Origin of the sequence: Nocardioides daphniae (assembly GCF_004777465.1) — a bacterium.
GTDB classification, from domain to species: domain Bacteria; phylum Actinomycetota; class Actinomycetes; order Propionibacteriales; family Nocardioidaceae; genus Nocardioides; species Nocardioides daphniae.
The window spans coordinates 2,252,409-2,271,798 of sequence record NZ_CP038462.1; the positions used below are offsets into that span (position 1 = coordinate 2,252,409).

The window sequence follows — 19,390 nt, forward strand, 5'->3', positions numbered from 1 at the left end:
GTCTCACGCGGCGGGAATTCGCTCCATCTCGGCCAGCCAGGCGGCCGGGCTGGCGTCCGAGGGCATCCGCCAGTCGCCGCGCGGCGACATGGTGCCGCCGGCGCTGACCTTGGGTCCGTTGGGCAGGGCGCTGCGCTTGAACTGGTTGGCGAAGAAGCGCCGGATGAAGACCTCCAGCCACACGCGCACCTGGGCCAGGTCGTACTCGGGGCGCTCGTCCTCGGGGAAGCCGGGCGGCCACTCGCCCACCGTCGCGTCGCGCCACGCGTGCATCGCCAGGAAGGCGACCTTGCTGGGGCGCTGGCCGCGGCGGACCATGTGGAAGAGCGTGAAGTCCTGGAGGTTGTAGGGGCCGACCGTGTCCTGGGTGGCCTGCGGCTTCACGCCCTCGACGTCGGGGATCAACTCGGGGGTGATCTCCTGCGCCAGCACCGCGCGCAGCACCTCGTTGGTCTCGTCGTCGAACTCGCCCGAGTCGGCGACCCACCGGATCAGGTGCTGCACGAGGGTCTTGGGCACGCCCGCGTTGACGCCGTAGTGCGACATCTGGTCGCCGACACCGTAGGTGCACCAGCCGAGCGCCAGCTCGGACAGGTCGCCCGTGCCCACCACCAGGCCGCCGTTGTGGTTGGCGAGGCGGAAGAGGTAGTCGTAGCGCAGACCTGCCTGGACGTTCTCGAAGGTGACGTCGTAGACCTCCTTGCCCTCGGCGAACGGGTGCCCCAGGTCGGAGAGCATCTGGGTCGCCGCGGGCCGGATGTCGATCTCCTGGAAGGTGACCCCCAAGCTCGTGGCCAACCGGGTGGCCAGTGACTTGGAGGTGTCGCCGGTCGCGAAGCCCGGCATCGTGTAGCCGAGCACGTCGCTGCGCGGGCGCCCGAGACGGTCCATCGCCTTGGCGGCCACGATCAGGGCGTGGGTGGAGTCGAGGCCGCCGCTCACGCCGATGACGGCCTTGGGGGTGCCGATCGACTGGATGCGCTTCTCCAGACCGTTGACCTGGATGTTGTAGGCCTCGAAGCAGTCAAGGGCCAGGCGGGCCGGGTCGTCGGGCACGAACGGGAAGCGGTCGACCTTGCGCCGCAGCCCCACGTCGCCCGTCGGCGCGTCCAGGGTGAACTCGACGGTGCGGAAGTCGTCGGGCCCGGTGCCGGTGCCGCGGCGGTTGTCGTCGAAGGTGTTGAGCCGGAAGCGCTCGTGGTCGATCCGGTCGACGTCGACGTCGGCGACGGTGCGCACGGCGTGCTGCGGGAAGCGCTGGCCCTCGGCCAGCATGTCGCCGACCTCGTAGATCATCGTCTGGCCGTCCCACGAGAGGTCGGTGGTCGACTCCCCCTGGCCGGCGGCGGCATAGACGTACGCCGCGCAGCACCGCGCGCTGGCGGCCTCGACGAGGCGGCGGCGCTCCTCGGCGCGGGCGATGGTGATCGGGCTGCCCGACAGGTTGGCGAGCACGGTGGCGCCGGCCAGGGCCGCCTCCGCGCTGGGCGGGATCGGCACCCACATGTCCTCGCAGATCTCGACGTGCAGGCGCAGCGCGGGGAGATCGGTGGCGGCGAAGATCAGGTCGGGCCCGAAGGGCACCTCGACGCCGTTGAGGTGGATCCAGCTGCCGCGCTGGTCGTCGCCGGGGGCGAAGTGGCGACGCTCGTAGAACTCGCCGTAGGTGGGCACGTGCGACTTCGGCGCGACGCCGAGGACCTCACCGCGGTGGATCACGACGGCACAGTTGTAGAGGCGGCTGCGGTGGCGCAGCGGGGCGCCGACCACGACGACGGGCAGCAGGTCGACGGTCTCGGCGACCAGCCGTTCGAGCTGGACCTCGACGGTGTCCAGCAGGGTCTGCTGGAGGAAGAGGTCGTCGATCGCGTAGCCGGTGAGGGCCAGCTCGGGGAAGACGGCGACGCCGACGGCCTCGTCGTGGCAGGCACGGACCTGCTCGATGATGGTGGTGGTGTTGGCCTCGGGGTCCGCGACGCTCACCGGGACGGTGCAGGCGGCGGTCCGGACGAAGCCCTGGGCGTAGGCCGAGTAGAAGTCCACGTCGCGAGTGTAGGGGCGGACGGGGTGGGCGTGACCACCACCACAGCGCCCGGAGCGGGTCCCGCGACTAACGTGGTGCTCGTCCGTGGACTCCATCAGGGAGCCGCGAGATGCGTCAGGAGAGACCCATGTCCGAAGAGACCGCCCCCTACGGCTCGGGCGCCGCTGCGCCCTCCTCCGAGCCCTCCCCCGCCCCGGTGCGCAAGGTGCGTACGCACCACCTGCGCGAAATGAAGGAGCGGGGCGAGCCGATCACGATGCTCACCTCGTACGACATGTACACGGCGCAGATCTTCGACGAGGCGGGCATCGACCTGCTCCTCGCCTCTCGGTGACAGCGCCTCCAACAACGTCTTCGGCAACGAGACCTCGCTGCCGGTCACGGTCGACGAGCTGGTCCCGCTCACCCGGGCCGTCGCCCGGTCGACGCGGCGCGCCATGGTCGTGGGCGACCTGCCGTTCGGCTCCTACCAGGCCTCGCCGGAGCAGGGCTACCTGACGGCCGTGCGCTTCATGAAGGAGGGCGGCGCCCACTGCGTGAAGCTGGAGGGTGGCGCCGAGATGGCGCCGGTGATCCGCAAGTGCGTGGAGGGCGGCATCCCGGTCATCGCCCACATCGGCTTCACCCCGCAGTCCGAGCACACCCTGGGCGGCTACCGGGTCCAGGGCCGCGGCGACGCCGCCGAGCGCGTGCTCGCCGACGCCCGTGCGGTGCAGGAGGCGGGCGCGTTCGCGGTCGTCATGGAGATGGTGCAGGCCGACGTGGCCGCGAAGGTCTCCGCCGAGCTCGAGATCCCGACGATCGGCATCGGCGGCGGCAACGGCTGCGACGGGCAGGTCCTGGTGTGGACCGACGCCTTCGGCATCCGCACCGGCAGGATGCCGCGCTTCGTCAAGCAGTACGTCGACGTGCGTACGGTCCTGCTCGACGGCGCGAAGGCCTACCGCGACGACGTGAAGGCCCGGACCTTCCCCGGCCCGGAGCACTCCTTCTGAGGTGACGCCCCCGAGGACCGGGGGCCGCCCCGTCAGCCGCGTTCGTTGTCCTCGCTGCTGCGCGGGTCGTCCTCGTCGTCCTCGGGGTCGTTCCACGCCGGGTCGTTGTCCCATGCCTCGTTGCGCTCCTCGACCTTCTCGAGCGCCCGCGACGCGTCCGCCTGGCTGGCGTAGGGGCCGAGCCGGTCGGCGTTCTTGCACCCCTCCCGGGGCTCGACCGTCTTGTGCTTGAGGCAGTACCAGTACTCCGAGTCCGTGTCGCTCATGCTCGCGAAACTACACTCGAACCCGTGAGTCCTGTAGTAGCTGCCGCCATCTCGCCGCGCCTCCCCGTCCCCTCCTTCATCGCCCGCCCGGAGTACGTCGACAAGCCGGCGCCCAGCCCTTCAACGGCTCCGAGGTGAAGGACGCCGAGACGATCGAGAAGATGCGGATCGCCGGCCGCCTGGCCGCGCAGGCCCGTGAGCTGGTCGGCAGCCACGTCGCCCCCGGCGTCACCACCGACGAGCTCGACCGGATCGGCCACGAGTTCCTCTGCGACCACGGCGCCTACCCGTCGACGCTGGGCTACCGCGCCTTTCCGAAGTCGCTGTGCAGCAGCGTCAACGAGGTGATCTGCCACGGCATCCCCGACGCCCGGGTGATCGAGGACGGCGACATCGTCAACATCGACATCACCGCCTTCATCCACGGCGTGCACGGTGACACCAACGCGACCTTCCTCGCCGGCGACGTCGACGAGGAGTCGCGGCTGCTCGTCGAGCGTACGAAGGAGTCGCTGGACCGCGCGATCAAGGCGGTCAAGCCCGGCCGTCGGATCAGCGTGATCGGTCGCGTCATCGAGTCCTACGCGAAGCGCTTCGGCTACGGCGTGGTGCGTGAGTTCACCGGTCACGGCATCGGCACCTCGTTCCACTCCGGCCTGGTCATCCCGCACTACGACCAGGACCACTACGACGACCTGATCGAGGTCGGCATGACCTTCACGATCGAGCCGATGCTCAACCTGGGCACCCACGAGTGGACGATGTGGCCCGACAACTGGACCGTCGTCACCCGTGACCTCAAGCGCAGCGCCCAGTTCGAGCACACCCTCCTGGTGACCTCCGACGGCGCCGAGGTTCTGACCAACCCCTGACCTCCCCTGACCTGCCTGCATCCCTACCGCCGCCTGTGGAAGCGGTAGTCGCCCGAGGCCAGCCGCGTCATGTCGTACGCCGCGTCGTGGGCGCGGTGGTGGTGCCGCGAGCAGAGGAGCGCGGAGTTGTCGAGGTCGGTCGCGCCGCCGTGTGATCAGGGGACGAGGTGGTGGGCCTCGGACCAGGTGCCCGGGATGTCGCACCCCTCGGCACGGCAGGTCGTGTCCCGCAGCAGCAGAGCTCGTCGTTGCGCCCTGGTGAAGAGCCGGGAGGCGCGGCCGAGGTCGAGCACCTCGGAGTCCGTGCCCAGCACCGCCGGGATGATCCGCGCGTTGCACGCCAGCCGGCGCGCCTGCGCAGCCGTGATCGTGTCGAAGCCGTCGCCAGGGACGCCGTTGTCCAACGTCGCCACCCCGAGGCCGTCGCGCAGCGACTCCAGCGAGATCGTCACGGTCACGTTCGTGGCGTCACCGCCATGGATCGGGAGGCGCCGAGGGGCCAGGCACTCCACGAGCTGGCCGAGTGCCTCGGCCAGCCGTCGGGAGTGGTTGACCGGCGAGCCGAAGCCCGTTGCCGTGCTCGCACCGGGGCCCTCGTCCAGGGCGCCGCGCACTGCTCCGTCGGCCAATCGCGGAGTCGTGAAGGCGTGCAGGTAGGTCGCCAGCCGCGCTGCCACCGCGTCCGGGATCACTCCTGAGATCCGGGTCAGCCCGTCACCCGCAGCCCTCATACGCAGGCGCTGCCTCTCGCTGGCATGCCGCTCGGTGTCCTCGAGCCGGCGCCGTTCCTCGTCCTCGAACCGCTCAGGGTCCACGACCTCGAGAATCCGCCGGCCGAGCTTGGCCAGGTCGCCGGGGTCGTGGTCGACGGCGAGCTTGACGAGCTTGACCTCGGCGGCCTCGATCACCTCGCAGCCGACCCGGGCGGGGAGCTCCTCGACGGCGGCCGCGATCACGCGCGCCTGGGCGATGCTCACCCGTCCCTCACGCACTCCCGCCGCCAACGTCGGCCGCTCCCGGTCCAACGCCTCGGCCAGCCGCAGGTCAGCGGCGGCGTCGCCCCGGCGTACGCGACCGTGGTGCGCCAGCCACGCCGCGATCGACCGGAAGCCCTCCCCCTCGGCCACGTCACCCGCAGCGGCCATCACCCGCAACCGCAGCTCGGCGGTGCGCGACTCGACCTCCAGCAGCGACAGCAGTGCACTGGCCTTCTCGTCGGCGCTCATGAACGTCGGGTTCACGTCGCACACCGACTTCAGCGACGCACTCATCTCCTCGGCGACCGCGTTCACCGGATGCATGAGCCCACCTCCCTCGACAACGACGACGAGCGCCCTGCGCGTGGCACCCACTCATTCGTTGCTCCTGGAGGCCCGGACCTGCCGGACGATCACGTCACCCTCGCAACTGGCCCCACCGTCTCCGGCTGCCCCGAGAGGAACCCGGTGTCCTGGGAGAGGACCTGACGCTCACAATATTCGAACACCAGTTCGAATGCCATCCCCCAGATCGGGGAACCGGGTGCGTCGAACCGCCGTCAGAGCACGACGAGCACGATCATCAGCTGCGTGACCAGGAATCCGGTCACGAAGTTGAGCCAGAGGAAGCGCCGCCAGCCCGCGTTGGCCTGCTCGCACTCCTCGTCGGTGATCGCCAGGTAGGGCGCGACGTTGGCGACGTACGGCACCACCAGCGCTGCCGCCCACTGGCCCGGGCCGGGCATCATCAGCAGCGCGGTGCCGCCGGCCACGTAGCAGTAGAGCGCGAACCAGACGGTCGGTCGCGCGCCGAGCACGGTGCCCACCGAGGCGATGCCACCCTCACGGTCGGCGCGCACGTCCTGCACCGCGCCGAAGGCGTGCGAGCCCATCCCCCAGAGGAAGAAGCCGATCAGCGACATGAGCACCGGGCCCTCCCACGTCACGCTGGCGCCGCGGTCGGCGGCGAGCGCGAGGCCGAGGACGGCCGGGCTCACGAAGTGGGTGCTCGAGGTGAGCGAGTCGAGGAACGGCTGCTCCTTGAAGCGCAGTCGCGGGGCCGAGTAGGCAACGACCGCGAAGATGCTGACGGCGAGGACCAGCGCCGAGGTGGTCGACCCCATCGCCAGCAGCGCCACGACGAAGGGCAGCGGCGTCAGCACCGCGGCCCACAGCGTCGTACGGTGCACGGCCCGGTCGAGCACGACGCCCTCGACGCCGCCCTTGCGTGGGTTGCGCAGGTCGGACTCGTGGTCGAAGACGTCGTTCACGCCGTACATCACCAGGTTGTAGGGCACCAGGAAGAAGAGCGTGCCGACCCAGAACGCGGCGTCCAGTCCCCCACCGACGAGCAGGTAGGCGGCGCCGAACGGGAAGGCGGTGTTGACCCACGACAGAGGGCGTGACGAGGCGACGACCGTACGCAGTCGCGACAGCCCGGCAGACGTCTCGCCGTGACCCGTATCACCGCGGCCCAACCCCCCGTCGCCAGGCGCGAGCGGCAGCTCGACGACCGCGCTCACGAGGTCGCTCCTCGTCCGGCTCCGACGGTCTCCAGCTCGCGGCGCGCCACCAGGGGCGTGGCGACCATGCCGCCGACACGATCGCCACGCAGCCTCTTGAGCACCAGCTCGGCGCTGATCAGGCACATCGGCAGCCCGATCCCTGGCAGGGTGCTGGAGCCCGCGTAGAGCAGGCCCTCGACCTTCTTCGAGACGTTGGAGGCGCGGAAGAACGCACTCTGGGAGAGGCGGTGACCGGGGCCCAGCATGGTCCCGGACCAGGCGTTGAGGTCGCCGGCGAAGTCGCCGGGGCCGACGGTGCGGCGTACGACGATCCGTTCGGCCAGGTCGGGGATGCCCGCCCAGCTGGCGACCTGGGCGATGGCCGCGTCGGCGACCCTCTCCACCGCGGGGTCACCCTGGCCGTCGAGGCCGCCGCGACCGAGGTCGACGTCGGCAGGCACCGGCACGAGGACGAAGAGGTTCTCGGCGCCCTCGGGCGCCACGGAGGCGTCGGTGGCGCTGGGGCGGCAGACGTACGACGAGGCCGGGTCGGGGACGTACTTGCCGTGGCCCCTGCGGTCACCGAGCACGCCGTCGAAGTTGGTCTCCCAGTCCTCGGTGAAGAACATGGTGTGGTGCGCCAGCTCGGGCAGCTCGCCGGTGACGCCGAGGTAGACGAGCACGGCGCCGGGGCCGGGGTCGCGACGACGCCACCACGACTCGGGGTAGGTCTGCAGGTCGCTGGGCAGCAGCCGGGTCTCGAGGTGGTGCAGGTCGGCAGCACCGACGACGACGTCAGCCGCGACGCGCTGCTCCGCACCGTCCTGCCCGCGGTAGGCGACGCCGCAGACGGCGGCCTTGCGGCGGGACCAGGGCTTGGCACCGGGCAGCGCGACGGTGTCGATCGAGGTGACGGTCGCACCGGTGCGGATGGTGACGCCGAGCTCGGTGGCGAGCGACACGAGGGTGTCGACGAAGGCAGCGAAACCGCCCTGCGGGTAGAGCACGCCGTCGTCGAGGTCCATGCTGCTCATCAGGTGGTAGAGCGCGGGGATCCGCTCCGGCGAGCCGCCGAGGAAGACCGCGGGATAGCCCAGCACCTGCTGGAGGCGGCGGTCGGAGAAGCGCGAGTGCACGTGCGACTTGAGGCTGCGCAGCAGCAAGGGCAGGAGCTGTGGGGCGCGGCGGAGCACGTCGGCGTTGAGCACGTCGCCGACGCGCTCGAAGCTGGTGTAGAGGAAGTGGCGCAGGGCGACCTGGTAGGTCTCGCCGGCCTGGTCGAGGTAGGCGTCGAGCTGGGCGCCGGCGCCAGGCTCGAAGGACTCGAAGACCGCCTTGTTGTCCTCGCGCGCCACGCGCGTCTCGAGGGGGCGCTCCTCGCCCTCAAAGTAGACCCGGTAGCCGGGGTCGAGGACCTCGAGGTCGAGCTGCTCGGCGGCAGAGGTGCCGAGCAGGCGGTAGAAGTGGTCGAAGACCTCGGGCATCAGGTACCACGACGGCCCGGTGTCGAAGCGGAAGCCGTCCTTGGCCCATGACCCGGCGCGGCCGCCGAGCTCGTCGCGCTGCTCCAGCAGCTCGACCTCCCAGCCGTCGGCGGCGAGCAGGGCCGACGTCGCCAGTCCGGCGACTCCGCCGCCCACCACGACGACGCGGCGTCGGTCGGCGCTCACGCCGCACCTCGGGCCAGCACCAGGGCGACCAGCTGGGCCTTGCGCGGCGACGGCACCCGGACGCGCTGGGTGCGGATCGCGGCGGGCGGCGTACGACGCAGGCGCAGGGCCAGCTCGCCGAAGAGGACGTGGGCGGCGCGCACCGCCCGGCGGCTGCTGGCCGGCAGGTGCGGGATCGCTGCGGCGGCGACGGCCAGGTCGGCGTCGATGTCGTCGAGCAGGCGGTCGCGGGTCGCGTCGTCGAAGTGGTCGACGTCGAGCCCCGGGAAGTAGCTGCGGCCCAGGTCGTCGTGGTCGGCGGCCAGGTCGCGCAGGAAGTTGATCTTCTGGAAGGCCGCGCCGAGGCGCAGGGCGCCCTCGCGCAGCCGGTGGTACTGCAGCTCGGCGTCGGGGGTCTCGAGCAGGAAGGCCTTGAGGCACATCAGGCCGATCACCTCGGCGGAGCCGTGGACGTACGCCGCGAAGCTCGCCTCGTCGTGCTCGACGCGCTCGAGGTCCATCCGCATCGAGGCGAAGAACGGGTCGATGAGCTCGGCGTCGATGCCGCAGGTGCGGGCGGTGCGGGCGAAGGCGTGGACCACCAGGTTGGCGCTGTGGCCGGTCTCCAGCGCGCGCAGCACCTCGGCGTGCAGCTCGGTGAGCAGGGCGGCGCGGCCGGCCACGTCACCGTCGGGGCGCGGGGCGTCGACGACCTCGTCGGCGACCCGGACCAGCGCGTAGACGTTGCGCACGTGCGTACGCACCGAGGGCGCGAGCAGGCGCGAGGCCAGGCCGAACGAGGTCGAGTAGCGGCGGATCACCATGTCTGCGGCGGCCTCCGCGACCTCGTCGTAGAGCTCGTACGGCAGGGGTTGCGCGCCGCGGGCGGGTCTCGCCGCCTTCTCCCTGAGTCTCATGCGACACCCACCGCTGCTCCGACGGGCGCCTCGGCGTGCGCCGGGGCGACGGTGGCGCCGGCGATGTCCCAGGCGGAGGTGAGGGTGTCGACGATCGGGCCGGCGAGCTCGAGGGTGTCGGCGTGCCAGCGGGCGATGCGCACGTGGCGGTTCATGAGGTTCTCGACGTGCTCGAAGGACCCGGCGTCGATGAGCGCGTGGCGGACCTCGTCGGCCTCGTCCTTGGTCACCGCGGCGTTGCCCAGGTGGGGCTCGATGCGCCACCAGTGCGAGGTGGAGGCGGCGTGCACGACCAGCGGGGTGCGCTTGCCCTCGCGGATGTCGCCGTCGACGTCCTTGCCGACGATCTCGGGGTCGCCGAAGGTGCCGAGCAGGTCGTCGCGCAGCTGGAAGGCGATGCCGAGCGAGCGGGCGATGTCGGCGACCTTCTCGACGACCTCCTCGGGGGCACCGGCGACGATCGCGGCGGCCTTCATCGGGAGGACGAAGGAGTACGCAGCCGTCTTGAGCTCGGCGACCGCGATGGCGTCGTCCATGGTCGGGGCGGCGCCGCCGATGGCGAGGCGTACGTCGGAGAGCTCGCCGACCGCGGAGTCGTGCAGCGTGGCGTCGAGCAGGTCGAGCAGCGCGGTGGTGGTCTCGGCGGGGGCGCCGCAGGTGGCGATGCCGCGGACCGCGGCAGCCAGGGCGAGGTCGCCGGTGAGGATGGCGCCGGCCCGGGCGTAGACGTCGAACCCGACGTGGTCGAGCCGCGGAACCAGCCCGGGATGCTGCTGTTCCCGCGGCGCTCGTCGTCGTTGTCGATGACGTCGTCGTGGATGACGAAGGCGGTGTGCAGCAGCTCGATGGCGGCCGCGATGCGCTCAAGGGTCTTGTGGTCGACGGCGGGGGCGTCGTCGTAGCGGCCGTTGAGCTGCTGGTAGGTGGTGGCGAAGAGCCACGGGCGGAAGCGCTTGCCGCCCTCGGTGCCCATCCGCAGGGCGATGCCCAGCATGGAGCGGTCGAGGGAGAGGCCACCCAGTCCGGGCGTCGGGGAAACCAGCGTGTCGATCTGTGCCTGAAGCGTCATCGTGCAACTCCTTGGTCGTCGTTCGTGCGTAGTCCCGGATGAGGTCCCAGGCACGGTGGTCCAGCTGTTCGGCCTGCTCGCGCAGCCAGGGGCTGAGGGCCCACGGGGCGGCGGCGAGCGCGGCGCGCAGTTCATCGATCTCCCCCTCCACCAGACGTGTTCCGACACCTCGGAGGGGTGCGGGACCGGAGGGGTGGTGGTGCGGGCGAGGTGCACGGGGCAGACCTCGTTCTCCACGACGCCCGAGGCGTCGACGGCGCGGTAGGCGAAGTCGGGCAGCAAGGGGCTGACCGCCTCCACGTCGACGCCGAGCTCGTGGCGGCCGCCGCGGACGACGGCCTCGGCCACCGTCTCGCCGGGGCGGGGGTGGCCGCAGAAGGAGTTGGTCCAGACGCCGGGCCAGGAGCGCTTGCCCAGGGCCCGGCGGGTGAGCAGGAAGCGGCCGCCCGGGCAGAAGAGCCAGCACGAGTACGCCAGGTGCAGCGGCGTGTCGAAGCCGTGAACTCCCTCGCGGGGCGCGGTGCCGACCGGGCGACGGTCTGAGTCGAGGAGGACCACCAGGTCGGCCTCGGCGGGTCGTCGTCGTGTCGTCGGAAGTCGGCTGCTCCGGACGCGCCGTGTGCTCCGGGGCACAGGGGCTGTTCAGCATCTCGACTCTTGGTTGGCATCTGTTCGTGGCCATTGCCGCCGAACACTGAGGATGCTAGATTCATCGTCGAAGGTATGTCAAAGGTTTGATCAAGGTTTGACCAAGGTTTTTTCCGGACAGCCTGTCCGGAGCCCCAACCCCGCTCCTCCAGCACCTCCCCCACAGAGAGGCAAACCCCCACTCCTTGTTCACGATCAAGCACGCTGCACGCCTTGTCGGAGTGTCCGAAGCGACCCTCCGAGCCTGGGAGCGCCGCTACGGCATCGGGTCCCCGGTGCGCACCGAGGCGGGATACCGCCTCTACGACGACGCCGCCGTCCAGGCCCTCGAGACGATGAAGCACCTGGTCGACGAGGGCTGGCCGGTGAAGACCGCCGCCGAGGAGACACTGCGCAGGCTCTCCCGCGACGTGACGGCTCAAACCAGCGTCCCGGACGGTGGGTCCACGGCCTACTCCCCTGCCGACCTCGACGCGTTGGTGCCGCTCGCCAAGGCCTACGACGTGCCCGCCCTGGACGAGCTCCTCGACGAGCGCTTCTCGAGCGCGTCGTTCGAGAGCGTCGTCGACGACTGGCTGCTGCCTGCGCTGGGGCGGTTGGGTGCGGCCTGGGAGGCAGGCGAGGTGAGCGTCGCCGGTGAGCACCTGGTGTCGCACGGCGTCACGCGGCGGCTGTCGCGGGCGTACGAGGCTGCGGGCGACAGCCCGGTCGGCCCGCAGGTCGTGATCGGCCTTCCGCCGGGGTCGCGCCACGACCTGGGGCTGCTCTGCTTCGCCACCGCGGCGCGCCGTGTGGGGCTGGCGCCGCGCTACCTCGGCACCGACGTGCCGACCGAGGACTGGATCGGTGCGGTCTCCCCCGCCGCCGTGCGCGCCGTGGTGCTCTCCGCGCCGTTGCGCGAGGACCTGTCGGCGCTCGAGGCGGTGGTCGACGCCGTACGCCTGACCCGCCCCGACGTCCTCGTCGCCGTCGGTGGCGCGCAGCAGGACGACGCCCCGGCCTACTGCCTGCGACTGGGGCACCGCATCGGCGACGCCGCGCACGAGCTGGCCGTACGCCTGGCCTGACGCCTCCGTCTGCGCGTTGCGGCAGACGGGGCATAGACTCGCCCGTGCGAACGGGCCGGCCGGGCGATCGCGTCATCCGAGGGAGACCGAGGGTGCCGAGGAAAGTCCGGGCTCCACAGGGCAGGGTGGTGGGTAACACCCACCCGGGGTGACCCGCGGGACAGTGCCACAGAGAACAGACCGCCGCTCCTCGGAGCGGTAAGGGTGAAACGGTGGTGCAAGAGACCACCAGTGATCCAGGCGACTGGAGCAGCTCGGTAAACCCCACCCGGAGCAAGGTCAAGAAGCCACTCGCTCGCGAGTGGTGCGTGTACGTCCGAGGGCTGCCCGCCCGAGTACACGGGTAGACCGCAGGAGGCGTCAGGCAACTGGCGTCGTAGATGGATGGTCGCCCCCACGCAAGTGGGACAGAACCCGGCTTACAGGCCGGCCCGTTCGCTTCACCCCCTCTGACCTGCGGAAACGCTTCTCGGAGGGGTTTACTGTGCCCGTACTGTGCCCACGATTTTCACTCTAGCCCGCCAGCGAGGGTCATGAACGATCGTCGGCAGGACGTCCTGCGCCGCGCCCTCGCTCCCAGTGCTTCTTGAAGGAGCGCAGGACCTGGACCCGGGTCTCGTCGTCCAGGATTCCGGCGAACGGCGAGTTCTGACGCAGCTCGCAGGCTTCAGGGCTGGTCGAGGTGAGGGTGTCGAGCACGGCCTCCAACCCCTCGTCGAGGACGCGTTCCCAGGCGTCGAGGTAGCGCACCGTCATCCCGTCGCTGCGGTGCTCCGCCCTCCACCGCTCGATGTTGCCTCGCGCGCGATGCAGCCACAGCGACCGCTCCTGCTCACGCGTGAGCTCCCGCCCGGACCCGAGGATCCTCCTGACCTCGCGAGCCGGGATGCGGCGGTGGCGGCCGACGAACACGTGCTCGATCTCGTCGCGGCCGCACATGTTGACCACCTGCTGGCGCGACACGCCCAAGTGCCTGGCGACCTCGCCAGTGCTTAGGAGCTGCCGTTCGCTGGTCATGCGGCCAGCCTCGGCCACAAACACCAAAACACAACGCGCTGCCGAGCGGTGACGCTCCTCGAGGAACGTCCCTGGCGGCGCTGCGCTATGACCGAAGGAGGTCCACGTGGGCGTCGGTCCACGCCACGTAATCATCGGCTGAGAACAGGTCAGTTGACGACGACCGGTTGGGCTTGAGAGTGACGGTCCCCATGAGCGTCCCCACGTTCTGGTCGCCGTCGAAGACGCTCACGGTGATCATCACGTCCTGATACGTGCTGCCCGTGTTCTGGACCGTGATGGCCGCGTCGAAGCGGCCGTCTTCCCCCTTTGTCACCTTCAGGCCGCTGAAGTGTGCGTCCGAACCAACGACCTCGCCCCCACCGCCGATGGCGTCCCGAATCGGTCCCGGCAGGTCACGACCAGTGAGTCCGGACCAGGCGATGTAGGCCGACGCGGCGAACGCGAGCAGGACGAGGACCAGAAGGATCCGCTTCACACGCTTGAACATCAGTGCGCTTCCACTCGGGGCCGATTCAAGCTCTCATCCTCGCGCAGGGAGTCACTCGGCAGGACCGGATTAGCCTTATTCCCTCCGGCACCACGAGCCTCGTCCGAAACGCCTCAGCGCACCCGGGACTGGGTCTCTCCTCCGTCCCGCGGGTCCGCAACCGCAGCGCCTTCGACTGCTCGAAGGACGTGCTGCCTCTCCCCCCAACAGCTCATCCATCACCTAGCGGCTGCGGGGATCCTCGTCGCCTATCAGGTGGCCGTAGGTGTCCCAGGTCTCCATGGCCGACTTGTGGCCGAGGAGAGCTTGGAGCACCTTGATCGACTGTCCGCCGCGGATCTGCGCGGAGGCGAAGTAGTGGCGCAGGTCGTGCGGCGTCGCGGTCAGGCCCAGCTGCTTGTTCGCCGTCGTCCAGGCCGACTGAAGGGTACTGGGAGCCAGAAGCCTGCCGCTCACTCCGGTGCGAGGATTCCGAAGCGTCTGTGTGAAACTCGGACGCTATTCGGGTTCCCGGAGTCAACGGTAAGGCGACAACGGGGCCATCAGCTCTCGGCCTCCGCCGGAGGACGCGATCAGGTCACTCACCCAGGGTTAGTGACAAGGAACCTGCCTCGTCCTGCTTGAACAGGTACGGTTCGGCGCTGGTGGTGCCGACCGTGAGACCGTAGACGTCGGTTTCGCCGACCGGGACCTCGTAGACGACGAAGTCGTAGCGGCACGGACCCATGTACTCCTCGGTGTCGACGTCGACCCCCTCCCCAAGTTCATCGAAGGCCAGAACTTTGCCGCTGTTGTCGGTGATCGTGACGCGAGCACCGTCCTCGACGGAGCCATTGGCTTGGCTACCGCAACCTCCAGGACCTGAGATGGTTCCGGCGACGTCGAAGGTGGTCGGCTCCGTCTCCTTCTCGGACTTGGCTTTCTCCCCGCTGTCGGACGCACCGGAGCCGCACGCGACCAAGGACAGGCCAAGGAATACGGCAATGGCTGCGCTCCGGGTCAGGTTCATCATGGTGCTCCTCGCAGGTTCGGTTGCCCTGGCCGGGCGGGAGCCTTTCTACACCAGCGCGACGACCACTGGGGGGCTAAACCGCGAGGGAGCGTCCCAGATTGCGGAGGTCGCTGAGAGGCGGCGGCGAGGCGCGAGGCGGGCTGAGTTCGGTCACGAGGCTAGACGTGCACAGAATCCGATGGATCAGTCATGCCCCCAAGGGTGTCGCGGTGCCGACCTCGGTGGCGGTGAGGTGAGTGCTCGGGAACGTCTCCACGCCTCGAAAGGGACGGGAAGCCTCCACGCCGCGGACCGTCAGGTCTTCGGCCACCTCGCGTCGCACATTGCCGGTGCGGCGCCGAGGAGGTGTTCGACTTCGCCTCGGGCGTCTGCCTGGTTCCACGCCGAGCACTGCGCGCCGAGACGCAACAGCGCCACGCTCGCCAGGGCGGCGCGGTCCAGAGAGCCGACCGCCACCGCGGGTGGGGCGCCCCGTCGCGGGGCTGGTTTCTGGAAACCCAGCTCGTGGATCTCGTCGACCCAGCGCCGTTCCAGGTCGGCACCGGTGACGGGGACGACCTTGTCCGGGCGGGCGTCCGCCCAGGCGCGTCGGTCCCAGGCTTGCCGCAGCGTCGGCCCGGGCTCCTCACCGGGATGCTCACTGCGCCACTGCGCTTCGTAGGAGTCGACGTCGGTCTCGATCTGGCGGGCCCGGGCACTGAAGGCTGCGGCGTACGCAGCCAGCTCAACGACTTCGCCGCTGTCGGAGTCGATTCGTAGCATGCGTGCCGGTGCTTGGGGAGTCACTAGAGGGTTTGGTGAGTAGTGGATTTCTGAGCCGTCGATGATTGCGAGCGAATACCGAGGGCGGCGACTCAGCATCCGAAGTGCGCCCTATGGCCTCGTGCGCGGCTCCGGTTCATGCGGGACCGAGCAGTTCGAGCGCGGTGTATGTCTCCGAGGAAGTGCCGTCTGGGCGCTCGGTGGGCTGGACGCGGACGCGGAGCGTGATGGTCTCACGAAGCCGGGGCACCTCGAAGGCCTCGGGAGGCAGCTCGGAGACGTCCACGTACCTTGGCCCGTCCTCGGTGTCGATCCGCCATCGTGCGACGTCGCTCAGTGTGTGGGCGACCCCAATCAGTTCATCCTCGTAGGAGTCCAGCGCCTGTCCATCGACAAACTGTGCGAGCCAGCCCGCTATACCGGATGACACCGTCACTCGCGCCGCGGGCTGACCAGGTTCGAGCCAAGTCGCGTCAAGATCAAAGTTCGCGGCACTGAGCGACTTCGCGAGGTCCTTCACGTTCGACGCCACCCGCGCACCGAGCTCGCGCATGTGCTGTGCAAGAGCGTCACCGTCCGGCCCGGCGCTTGCGGCCTCGGACAGCAGCCCGATGAGCGTCTCATTGGCTCGGTCCGCGAGGGGGCGCTCAACATCGACCATCACCCTCTGTCCCTCTGGAGCGACCTCCGCGAACGGGTCACTCCTGGGCGTGAGGTTGAGAATCACAGAACCCGGAGCGGGAGATGTCGCTAGCATCATCGTCGTCCGCTGCACGATCGCTTCGGAGAGGCGGCCACGGTTGACTTTGGCACCCTCGAGGGAGGCACCAACGGCGGACACGGCGCGCTGCCACGTGGCGGCGACCTGGCCGATCGATGCGAGCGGAGCCGAGTGACCCTCGACTCCCGCCCCGTGGATTCGTAGATGACCACGAGAAAGCAGCTCGCGAACATCTCCGAGCTGCTGGGCGATCATGGCCTCTATGCTGCGCCGGCCGAGGTCGCCCGCTGCAGACCAATTCGGCTCAGGGAGATCGCGAGCGCGACCCATGAGAACCTCGAAGGCAGACTCAGACGTAGCCATCTAGGATCACCTCCACGTAGCCGCGTCGGGGAAGGCTGTTCTCACGCAGGTCTAGTGAGCGCTCCCGGGACCACAGGTCATCCCAGTAGCCCCTGCTCTCACGGTACTCCGCCGCCCAATGGACCGGGTTGGTCCCGGGGCGAGGCACCCATTCAAGGATGAAACAGTCGACCTGCAGGCCGAACACTTCCTTCACACGTTTGTCGGCGACCGTCTGGAGGAACTGTGACTTACGCTCGTCCACCTTGGCGCCGAGGACGCGCCAGGACTCGACCACGTAAACGCTGTCGATGTCGCCCGGCTCGTGCTTCTCCGTCAGAAAGCTCCCGCCCAGCCACGCGGCGGGCACGGCCTCGACGACCTCCCGCATCGCTTGGGTGAGCGTCAGCCAATCCGCCCAAATCTGCTGTCGCCGCTCCGATTGGCCAGTGACGAACGCAGCCTCGACCTCCTCGATCGTGGCAGTCCACCGACCTAGCGGAAGGCGGCCAGCATTGAGCTCGGGAACCGACATGTTCCGGATCGTAATGGTCGCCGCGGCCCCTCCGCAGGCGATCAGTGCGGGTGCCCTGGCGCCGACCAGCGTCGACTATGTCGGCGGCAACGCCCCTTGGGGTCACGGGTGCACCGCCGGGGCCAGACGCGCCATGCAGAACGTGGGTTGCAGTTGAGGTGGGGAGGTTCGGTCACTTGCACGCACTGTGCCGGTCCACGGGTCCGGGCGAACGATCAGCGAGGTCCTTCGCGATCACCGACCCTTGACAGCCGCACGGAGAGGCTCAGCACTCTACGGCGAACGCGAACAACGACAAACGGCGGAGTGCAGCAGGCTTGGATGTAGCAAGCATGCAGCAGACGCGGTCCCCGGCGACCCCGGCCCCGGCCCTGCATGGAGTGTCCCGCCTGTGTCGTAGCGCACCTGTTAGTTCCATTGAAAGCAGGGCGTGTCGGCGGTTACAGTTCTTACATCTGTGACAGATAGTAGTGCAGATGCTTCAACTTCCGGGCGAGAGCGACGCCCGCATTATCGAAGGAACCGGCATGAAGACTCTCGATGCATCCACCGTCCACGCAGATGACCTGGACCGTCTCGAGGACACCCTCAAGACGATGCAGCCTGACTCCGAGCTCGCCTTCTTCTTGGCGGCTCTGGCCGCCGCTGTGCGCGACGGCAGTGACATCATCGCTGGACGTGAGGCTGATCTGGTCACGCCCGCCCAGGCTGCGAAGCTCCTTGGGATCAGCCGTGTCCATCTCTACAAGGTCATGGACGCCGGAGACATCCCCTTCGTCCAGGTCGGACGTGATCGCAGGCTCGCGCTCGGGGACGTTAAGACTCTGCTCAACGAGCGGAACGCCGCCAGCAAGGAACTCGCCGAGCGTCTCGCTCGCACCAGCGACGCTCGCGCAGCTGCGCTGGACTCCCTCGACGCATAGGCGCGTCTTGGCTCATTTGTCCGTCCCGTGACCCATAATCATGGGGTGAACTCGGACGGACGGCCCACGCTGCGCTGCCTTAAGGACGACCTGCCCAACGACTGGGAAAGCGCCTCCGATAACGCGGCCGCTCAACAGAGCCGAGTCGACAAGCCCCTGCCGGAACTCGGCCATCCAATCATTCGAAAAGCTGCCGCGGATTTCCCTGCCGAGCGCGCGGTGGTTCAACCAGCCCGAGAAAGCATTTCGGGGCTAAGCGACCCGGTCTGGTGGAAAGTCAAGATCGGCGGGCGCTGGCGTGGTGCAGTGTGGGAGGACCCTGAGACTGGCCAAGGGTGGCTGTGTGCCGCTGGCTACCGGCGCGAGCGCGAAGCCTCTGACTTCTACAAGGGGTTCATGGCTGCGGTGGCAGCTAAGGGCCCGGACATCTTCCTGCCCACGGACGAGGACCGCGCCCTCCTGAAGCGCGAGTTGCAGACACACACCCTGGATGAGTGGTCGCTCTCCCTGCAAGAGCTCGTGCGCTCCGCGGCGCTGACGCACTGGGAGAGTTTTGGCGAGGCGCAAATCGACGTCATGCACCCCATAGCGACAGAGAAAGAAATCGCGCTCGTCACCGTCACGGTAGATCGGGAGACCATCGATGACGAAGTTCTCCTCGAGATTCTGATCTCGATTGAATGCGTAGATTACGCACACCTGCCCCTCGTGCAATGGGCCGAACTGGTCGCCCTCAGCGCCGTTGATCGCCGCGAACAGAGGTGGCGCTCACTACCGATCGCCGGCGTTCCTACTCACTCCCAAGTGCTCGAAGGCATGGACGTCGATGCTGTCGCCTACAGCATGTCGCAGGAGGCCATTCCCGGCTTGTTCGAACTGGGAGACACCGCGCACTTCGCTCACACAGGGAGGCTGGTCGAGAGCATCATCGAAGGCGAGGGAGTCAAATCGCTGTGCGGAGCCTTTTTCGTCCCGCGCCAAGACCACCAGGACCTGCCGAAGTGCCCGCACTGCACCGCAATTCACAATGCGATGTCCGACTAAGCCTTGGCCGTCTCCTCCGTCTCGTTGCCTAGCCACGCATCCGATGCAGCGTCATCGTGGGCGGCGCGCAGCGCCCCACACGGTCTCAACTGGGCCTGCAGCCGGCAGCCACCAACTCAGTTCCACTCAACCATGTGCGACCCGCTACGACGCTGGCTCCAAGGCTCCTCACGGCCGGTTTACTGTGCCTAGATTGTGCCTGCGATTTTCACTGAGGGTCACAACCGACCACCGACGAAATCACGTTTCCGCAGGTCAGGGGGCATATGCCAGTGACGGCCACCAATGACTTTCACGCGAGGGGTCTCCGCGGCTTACAGGCCGGCTCGTTCGCTTCACCCGTCAGGTCGTTCACGCGCCAGCACGCTTTTACGGTCGCCGGGGACCCTGACGACTCCTCACCCCGGGGGCATCTGCGACCTCTTGCGACGACTCGCGACCCTTCACGTTCCCTTCCAGTTGTGCGCGACAACGGCGCACACCCCCTCACGTTTGCGCTTGACTACGTCCTGTGAATCCAGACACTGGACCGAAA

Annotated in this window: 19 protein-coding genes, 1 other RNA gene and 2 pseudogenes; 7 read left to right on the forward strand and 15 right to left on the reverse strand. The window is 69.0% G+C overall.

The window, feature by feature from the left end; all coding sequences use genetic code 11:
- Positions 1-3: 3 nt before the first annotated feature.
- Positions 4-2,043, reverse strand: coding sequence for an NAD(+) synthase (locus E2C04_RS10995; protein ID WP_188422445.1), 2,040 nt, complete (start codon positions 2,041-2,043; stop codon positions 4-6).
- 128 nt (positions 2,044-2,171) lie between these two features.
- Here E2C04_RS10995 and E2C04_RS20975 point away from each other — a divergent pair, with 128 nt between their 5' ends.
- Complete coding sequence (locus tag E2C04_RS20975) at positions 2,172-2,378, forward strand: 3-methyl-2-oxobutanoate hydroxymethyltransferase (protein ID WP_275106495.1); 207 nt, start codon at positions 2,172-2,174, stop codon at positions 2,376-2,378.
- Between the two features lie 37 nt (positions 2,379-2,415).
- Positions 2,416-3,039: a 3-methyl-2-oxobutanoate hydroxymethyltransferase gene (gene panB / locus E2C04_RS11000; protein WP_275106586.1), complete on the forward strand. Its 624-nt coding sequence runs from the start codon at positions 2,416-2,418 to the stop codon at positions 3,037-3,039.
- A 32-nt stretch (positions 3,040-3,071) separates the two neighbouring features.
- On the opposite strand, the gene E2C04_RS11005 is transcribed toward panB, so the two are convergent.
- Positions 3,072-3,305, reverse strand: a complete 234-nt coding sequence (locus E2C04_RS11005) for a hypothetical protein (protein WP_135832613.1) — start codon at positions 3,303-3,305, stop codon at positions 3,072-3,074.
- 24 nt (positions 3,306-3,329) lie between these two features.
- On the opposite strand from E2C04_RS11005, the pseudogene map reads away from it, so the two are divergent.
- Positions 3,330-4,177 (forward strand): annotated as a pseudogene (map, locus tag E2C04_RS11010) (type I methionyl aminopeptidase).
- A 155-nt stretch (positions 4,178-4,332) separates the two neighbouring features.
- On the opposite strand, the gene E2C04_RS11015 reads toward map, so the two are convergent.
- From E2C04_RS11015 to idi, 6 genes and pseudogenes are all read right to left on the reverse strand, one after another.
- Entirely contained in the window at positions 4,333-5,478 is a 1,146-nt protein-coding gene (locus E2C04_RS11015) for a DUF222 domain-containing protein (RefSeq protein WP_135832614.1), read from the reverse strand.
- 236 nt (positions 5,479-5,714) lie between these two features.
- Positions 5,715-6,677: a prenyltransferase gene (locus tag E2C04_RS11020; protein ID WP_202977771.1), complete on the reverse strand. Its 963-nt coding sequence runs from the start codon at positions 6,675-6,677 to the stop codon at positions 5,715-5,717.
- Positions 6,674-8,329 (reverse strand): phytoene desaturase family protein, encoded by a 1,656-nt coding sequence (gene crtI / locus E2C04_RS17760; protein WP_158630673.1) that lies wholly within the window; start codon positions 8,327-8,329, stop codon positions 6,674-6,676. The genes E2C04_RS11020 and crtI overlap by 4 nt, the downstream gene beginning before the upstream one ends.
- Entirely contained in the window at positions 8,326-9,225 is a 900-nt protein-coding gene (locus E2C04_RS17765; protein ID WP_158630674.1) for a phytoene/squalene synthase family protein, read from the reverse strand. Before E2C04_RS17765 ends, crtI begins: the two co-directional genes overlap by 4 nt.
- Positions 9,222-9,986, reverse strand: a complete 765-nt coding sequence (locus tag E2C04_RS20980; protein WP_338088841.1) for a polyprenyl synthetase family protein — start codon at positions 9,984-9,986, stop codon at positions 9,222-9,224. Before E2C04_RS20980 ends, E2C04_RS17765 begins: the two co-directional genes overlap by 4 nt.
- A 17-nt stretch (positions 9,987-10,003) precedes the next feature.
- A pseudogene (idi, locus tag E2C04_RS20985) lies at positions 10,004-10,927 on the reverse strand (isopentenyl-diphosphate Delta-isomerase); the annotation flags it as partial.
- A 200-nt stretch (positions 10,928-11,127) separates the two neighbouring features.
- On the opposite strand from idi, the gene E2C04_RS11045 reads away from it, so the two are divergent.
- Positions 11,128-12,009 (forward strand): MerR family transcriptional regulator, encoded by an 882-nt coding sequence (locus E2C04_RS11045; protein WP_275106496.1) that lies wholly within the window; start codon positions 11,128-11,130, stop codon positions 12,007-12,009.
- Positions 12,010-12,060: 51 nt separating this feature from the next.
- An RNA gene (gene rnpB / locus E2C04_RS11050) (RNase P RNA component class A) lies at positions 12,061-12,447 on the forward strand.
- Between the two features lie 93 nt (positions 12,448-12,540).
- On the opposite strand, the gene E2C04_RS11055 is transcribed toward rnpB, so the two are convergent.
- The 7 genes from E2C04_RS11055 to E2C04_RS11085 all read right to left on the reverse strand — a co-directional run bounded on the left by E2C04_RS11055 (position 12,541) and on the right by E2C04_RS11085 (position 16,888).
- The gene (locus tag E2C04_RS11055; RefSeq protein ID WP_338088749.1) at positions 12,541-13,161 is read right to left on the reverse strand and encodes a helix-turn-helix domain-containing protein; all 621 of its coding nucleotides are present in this window, start codon (positions 13,159-13,161) and stop codon (positions 12,541-12,543) included.
- Complete coding sequence (locus E2C04_RS11060) at positions 13,112-13,516, reverse strand: hypothetical protein (protein ID WP_135832619.1); 405 nt, start codon at positions 13,514-13,516, stop codon at positions 13,112-13,114. Before E2C04_RS11060 ends, E2C04_RS11055 begins: the two co-directional genes overlap by 50 nt.
- Positions 13,517-13,738: 222 nt before the next feature.
- Positions 13,739-13,972, reverse strand: a complete 234-nt coding sequence (locus E2C04_RS11065; RefSeq protein WP_135832620.1) for a tyrosine-type recombinase/integrase — start codon at positions 13,970-13,972, stop codon at positions 13,739-13,741.
- Between the two features lie 121 nt (positions 13,973-14,093).
- On the reverse strand, positions 14,094-14,528 hold the full coding sequence (locus E2C04_RS11070) for a hypothetical protein (protein ID WP_135832621.1): 435 nt from the start codon (positions 14,526-14,528) through the stop codon (positions 14,094-14,096).
- Positions 14,529-14,822: 294 nt separating this feature from the next.
- On the reverse strand, positions 14,823-15,290 hold the full coding sequence (locus tag E2C04_RS11075; protein ID WP_229721699.1) for a relaxase domain-containing protein: 468 nt from the start codon (positions 15,288-15,290) through the stop codon (positions 14,823-14,825).
- Positions 15,291-15,426: 136 nt separating this feature from the next.
- A complete protein-coding gene (locus tag E2C04_RS11080) occupies positions 15,427-16,266 on the reverse strand; it encodes a hypothetical protein (protein WP_135832622.1) in 840 nt (279 codons plus the stop codon).
- Between the two features lie 94 nt (positions 16,267-16,360).
- Positions 16,361-16,888: a DUF6932 family protein gene (locus E2C04_RS11085; protein WP_135832623.1), complete on the reverse strand. Its 528-nt coding sequence runs from the start codon at positions 16,886-16,888 to the stop codon at positions 16,361-16,363.
- A gap of 527 nt (positions 16,889-17,415) precedes the next feature.
- On the opposite strand from E2C04_RS11085, the gene E2C04_RS11090 reads away from it, so the two are divergent.
- Together E2C04_RS11090 and E2C04_RS11095 are read left to right on the forward strand one after the other, a co-directional pair.
- Positions 17,416-17,811 carry a helix-turn-helix domain-containing protein gene (locus tag E2C04_RS11090; RefSeq protein ID WP_135832624.1) on the forward strand — a complete coding sequence of 132 codons (396 nt, stop codon included), beginning with the start codon at positions 17,416-17,418 and terminating at the stop codon, positions 17,809-17,811.
- A 45-nt stretch (positions 17,812-17,856) separates the two neighbouring features.
- Positions 17,857-18,855 carry a DUF3039 domain-containing protein gene (locus E2C04_RS11095; RefSeq protein WP_135832625.1) on the forward strand — a complete coding sequence of 333 codons (999 nt, stop codon included), beginning with the start codon at positions 17,857-17,859 and terminating at the stop codon, positions 18,853-18,855.
- The last annotated feature ends 535 nt before the right edge of the window (positions 18,856-19,390 follow it).

Coding starts and splice junctions, on each gene's coding strand:
- E2C04_RS11060 (WP_135832619.1), bottom strand. CDS start 13,516: ATGTTCAAGCGTGTGAAGCGGATCCTTCTGGTCCTCGTCCTGCTCGCG.
- E2C04_RS20975 (WP_275106495.1), top strand. CDS start 2,172: ATGTCCGAAGAGACCGCCCCCTACGGCTCGGGCGCCGCTGCGCCCTCC.
- E2C04_RS11015 (WP_135832614.1), bottom strand. CDS start 5,478: ATGCATCCGGTGAACGCGGTCGCCGAGGAGATGAGTGCGTCGCTGAAG.
- E2C04_RS17765 (WP_158630674.1), bottom strand. CDS start 9,225: ATGAGACTCAGGGAGAAGGCGGCGAGACCCGCCCGCGGCGCGCAACCC.
- E2C04_RS11070 (WP_135832621.1), bottom strand. CDS start 14,528: ATGATGAACCTGACCCGGAGCGCAGCCATTGCCGTATTCCTTGGCCTG.
- E2C04_RS11075 (WP_229721699.1), bottom strand. CDS start 15,290: ATGCTACGAATCGACTCCGACAGCGGCGAAGTCGTTGAGCTGGCTGCG.
- E2C04_RS11085 (WP_135832623.1), bottom strand. CDS start 16,888: ATGTCGGTTCCCGAGCTCAATGCTGGCCGCCTTCCGCTAGGTCGGTGG.
- E2C04_RS11090 (WP_135832624.1), top strand. CDS start 17,416: ATGAAGACTCTCGATGCATCCACCGTCCACGCAGATGACCTGGACCGT.
- E2C04_RS11005 (WP_135832613.1), bottom strand. CDS start 3,305: ATGAGCGACACGGACTCGGAGTACTGGTACTGCCTCAAGCACAAGACG.
- E2C04_RS11055 (WP_338088749.1), bottom strand. CDS start 13,161: ATGATTACGTGGCGTGGACCGACGCCCACGTGGACCTCCTTCGGTCAT.
- E2C04_RS11080 (WP_135832622.1), bottom strand. CDS start 16,266: ATGATCGCCCAGCAGCTCGGAGATGTTCGCGAGCTGCTTTCTCGTGGT.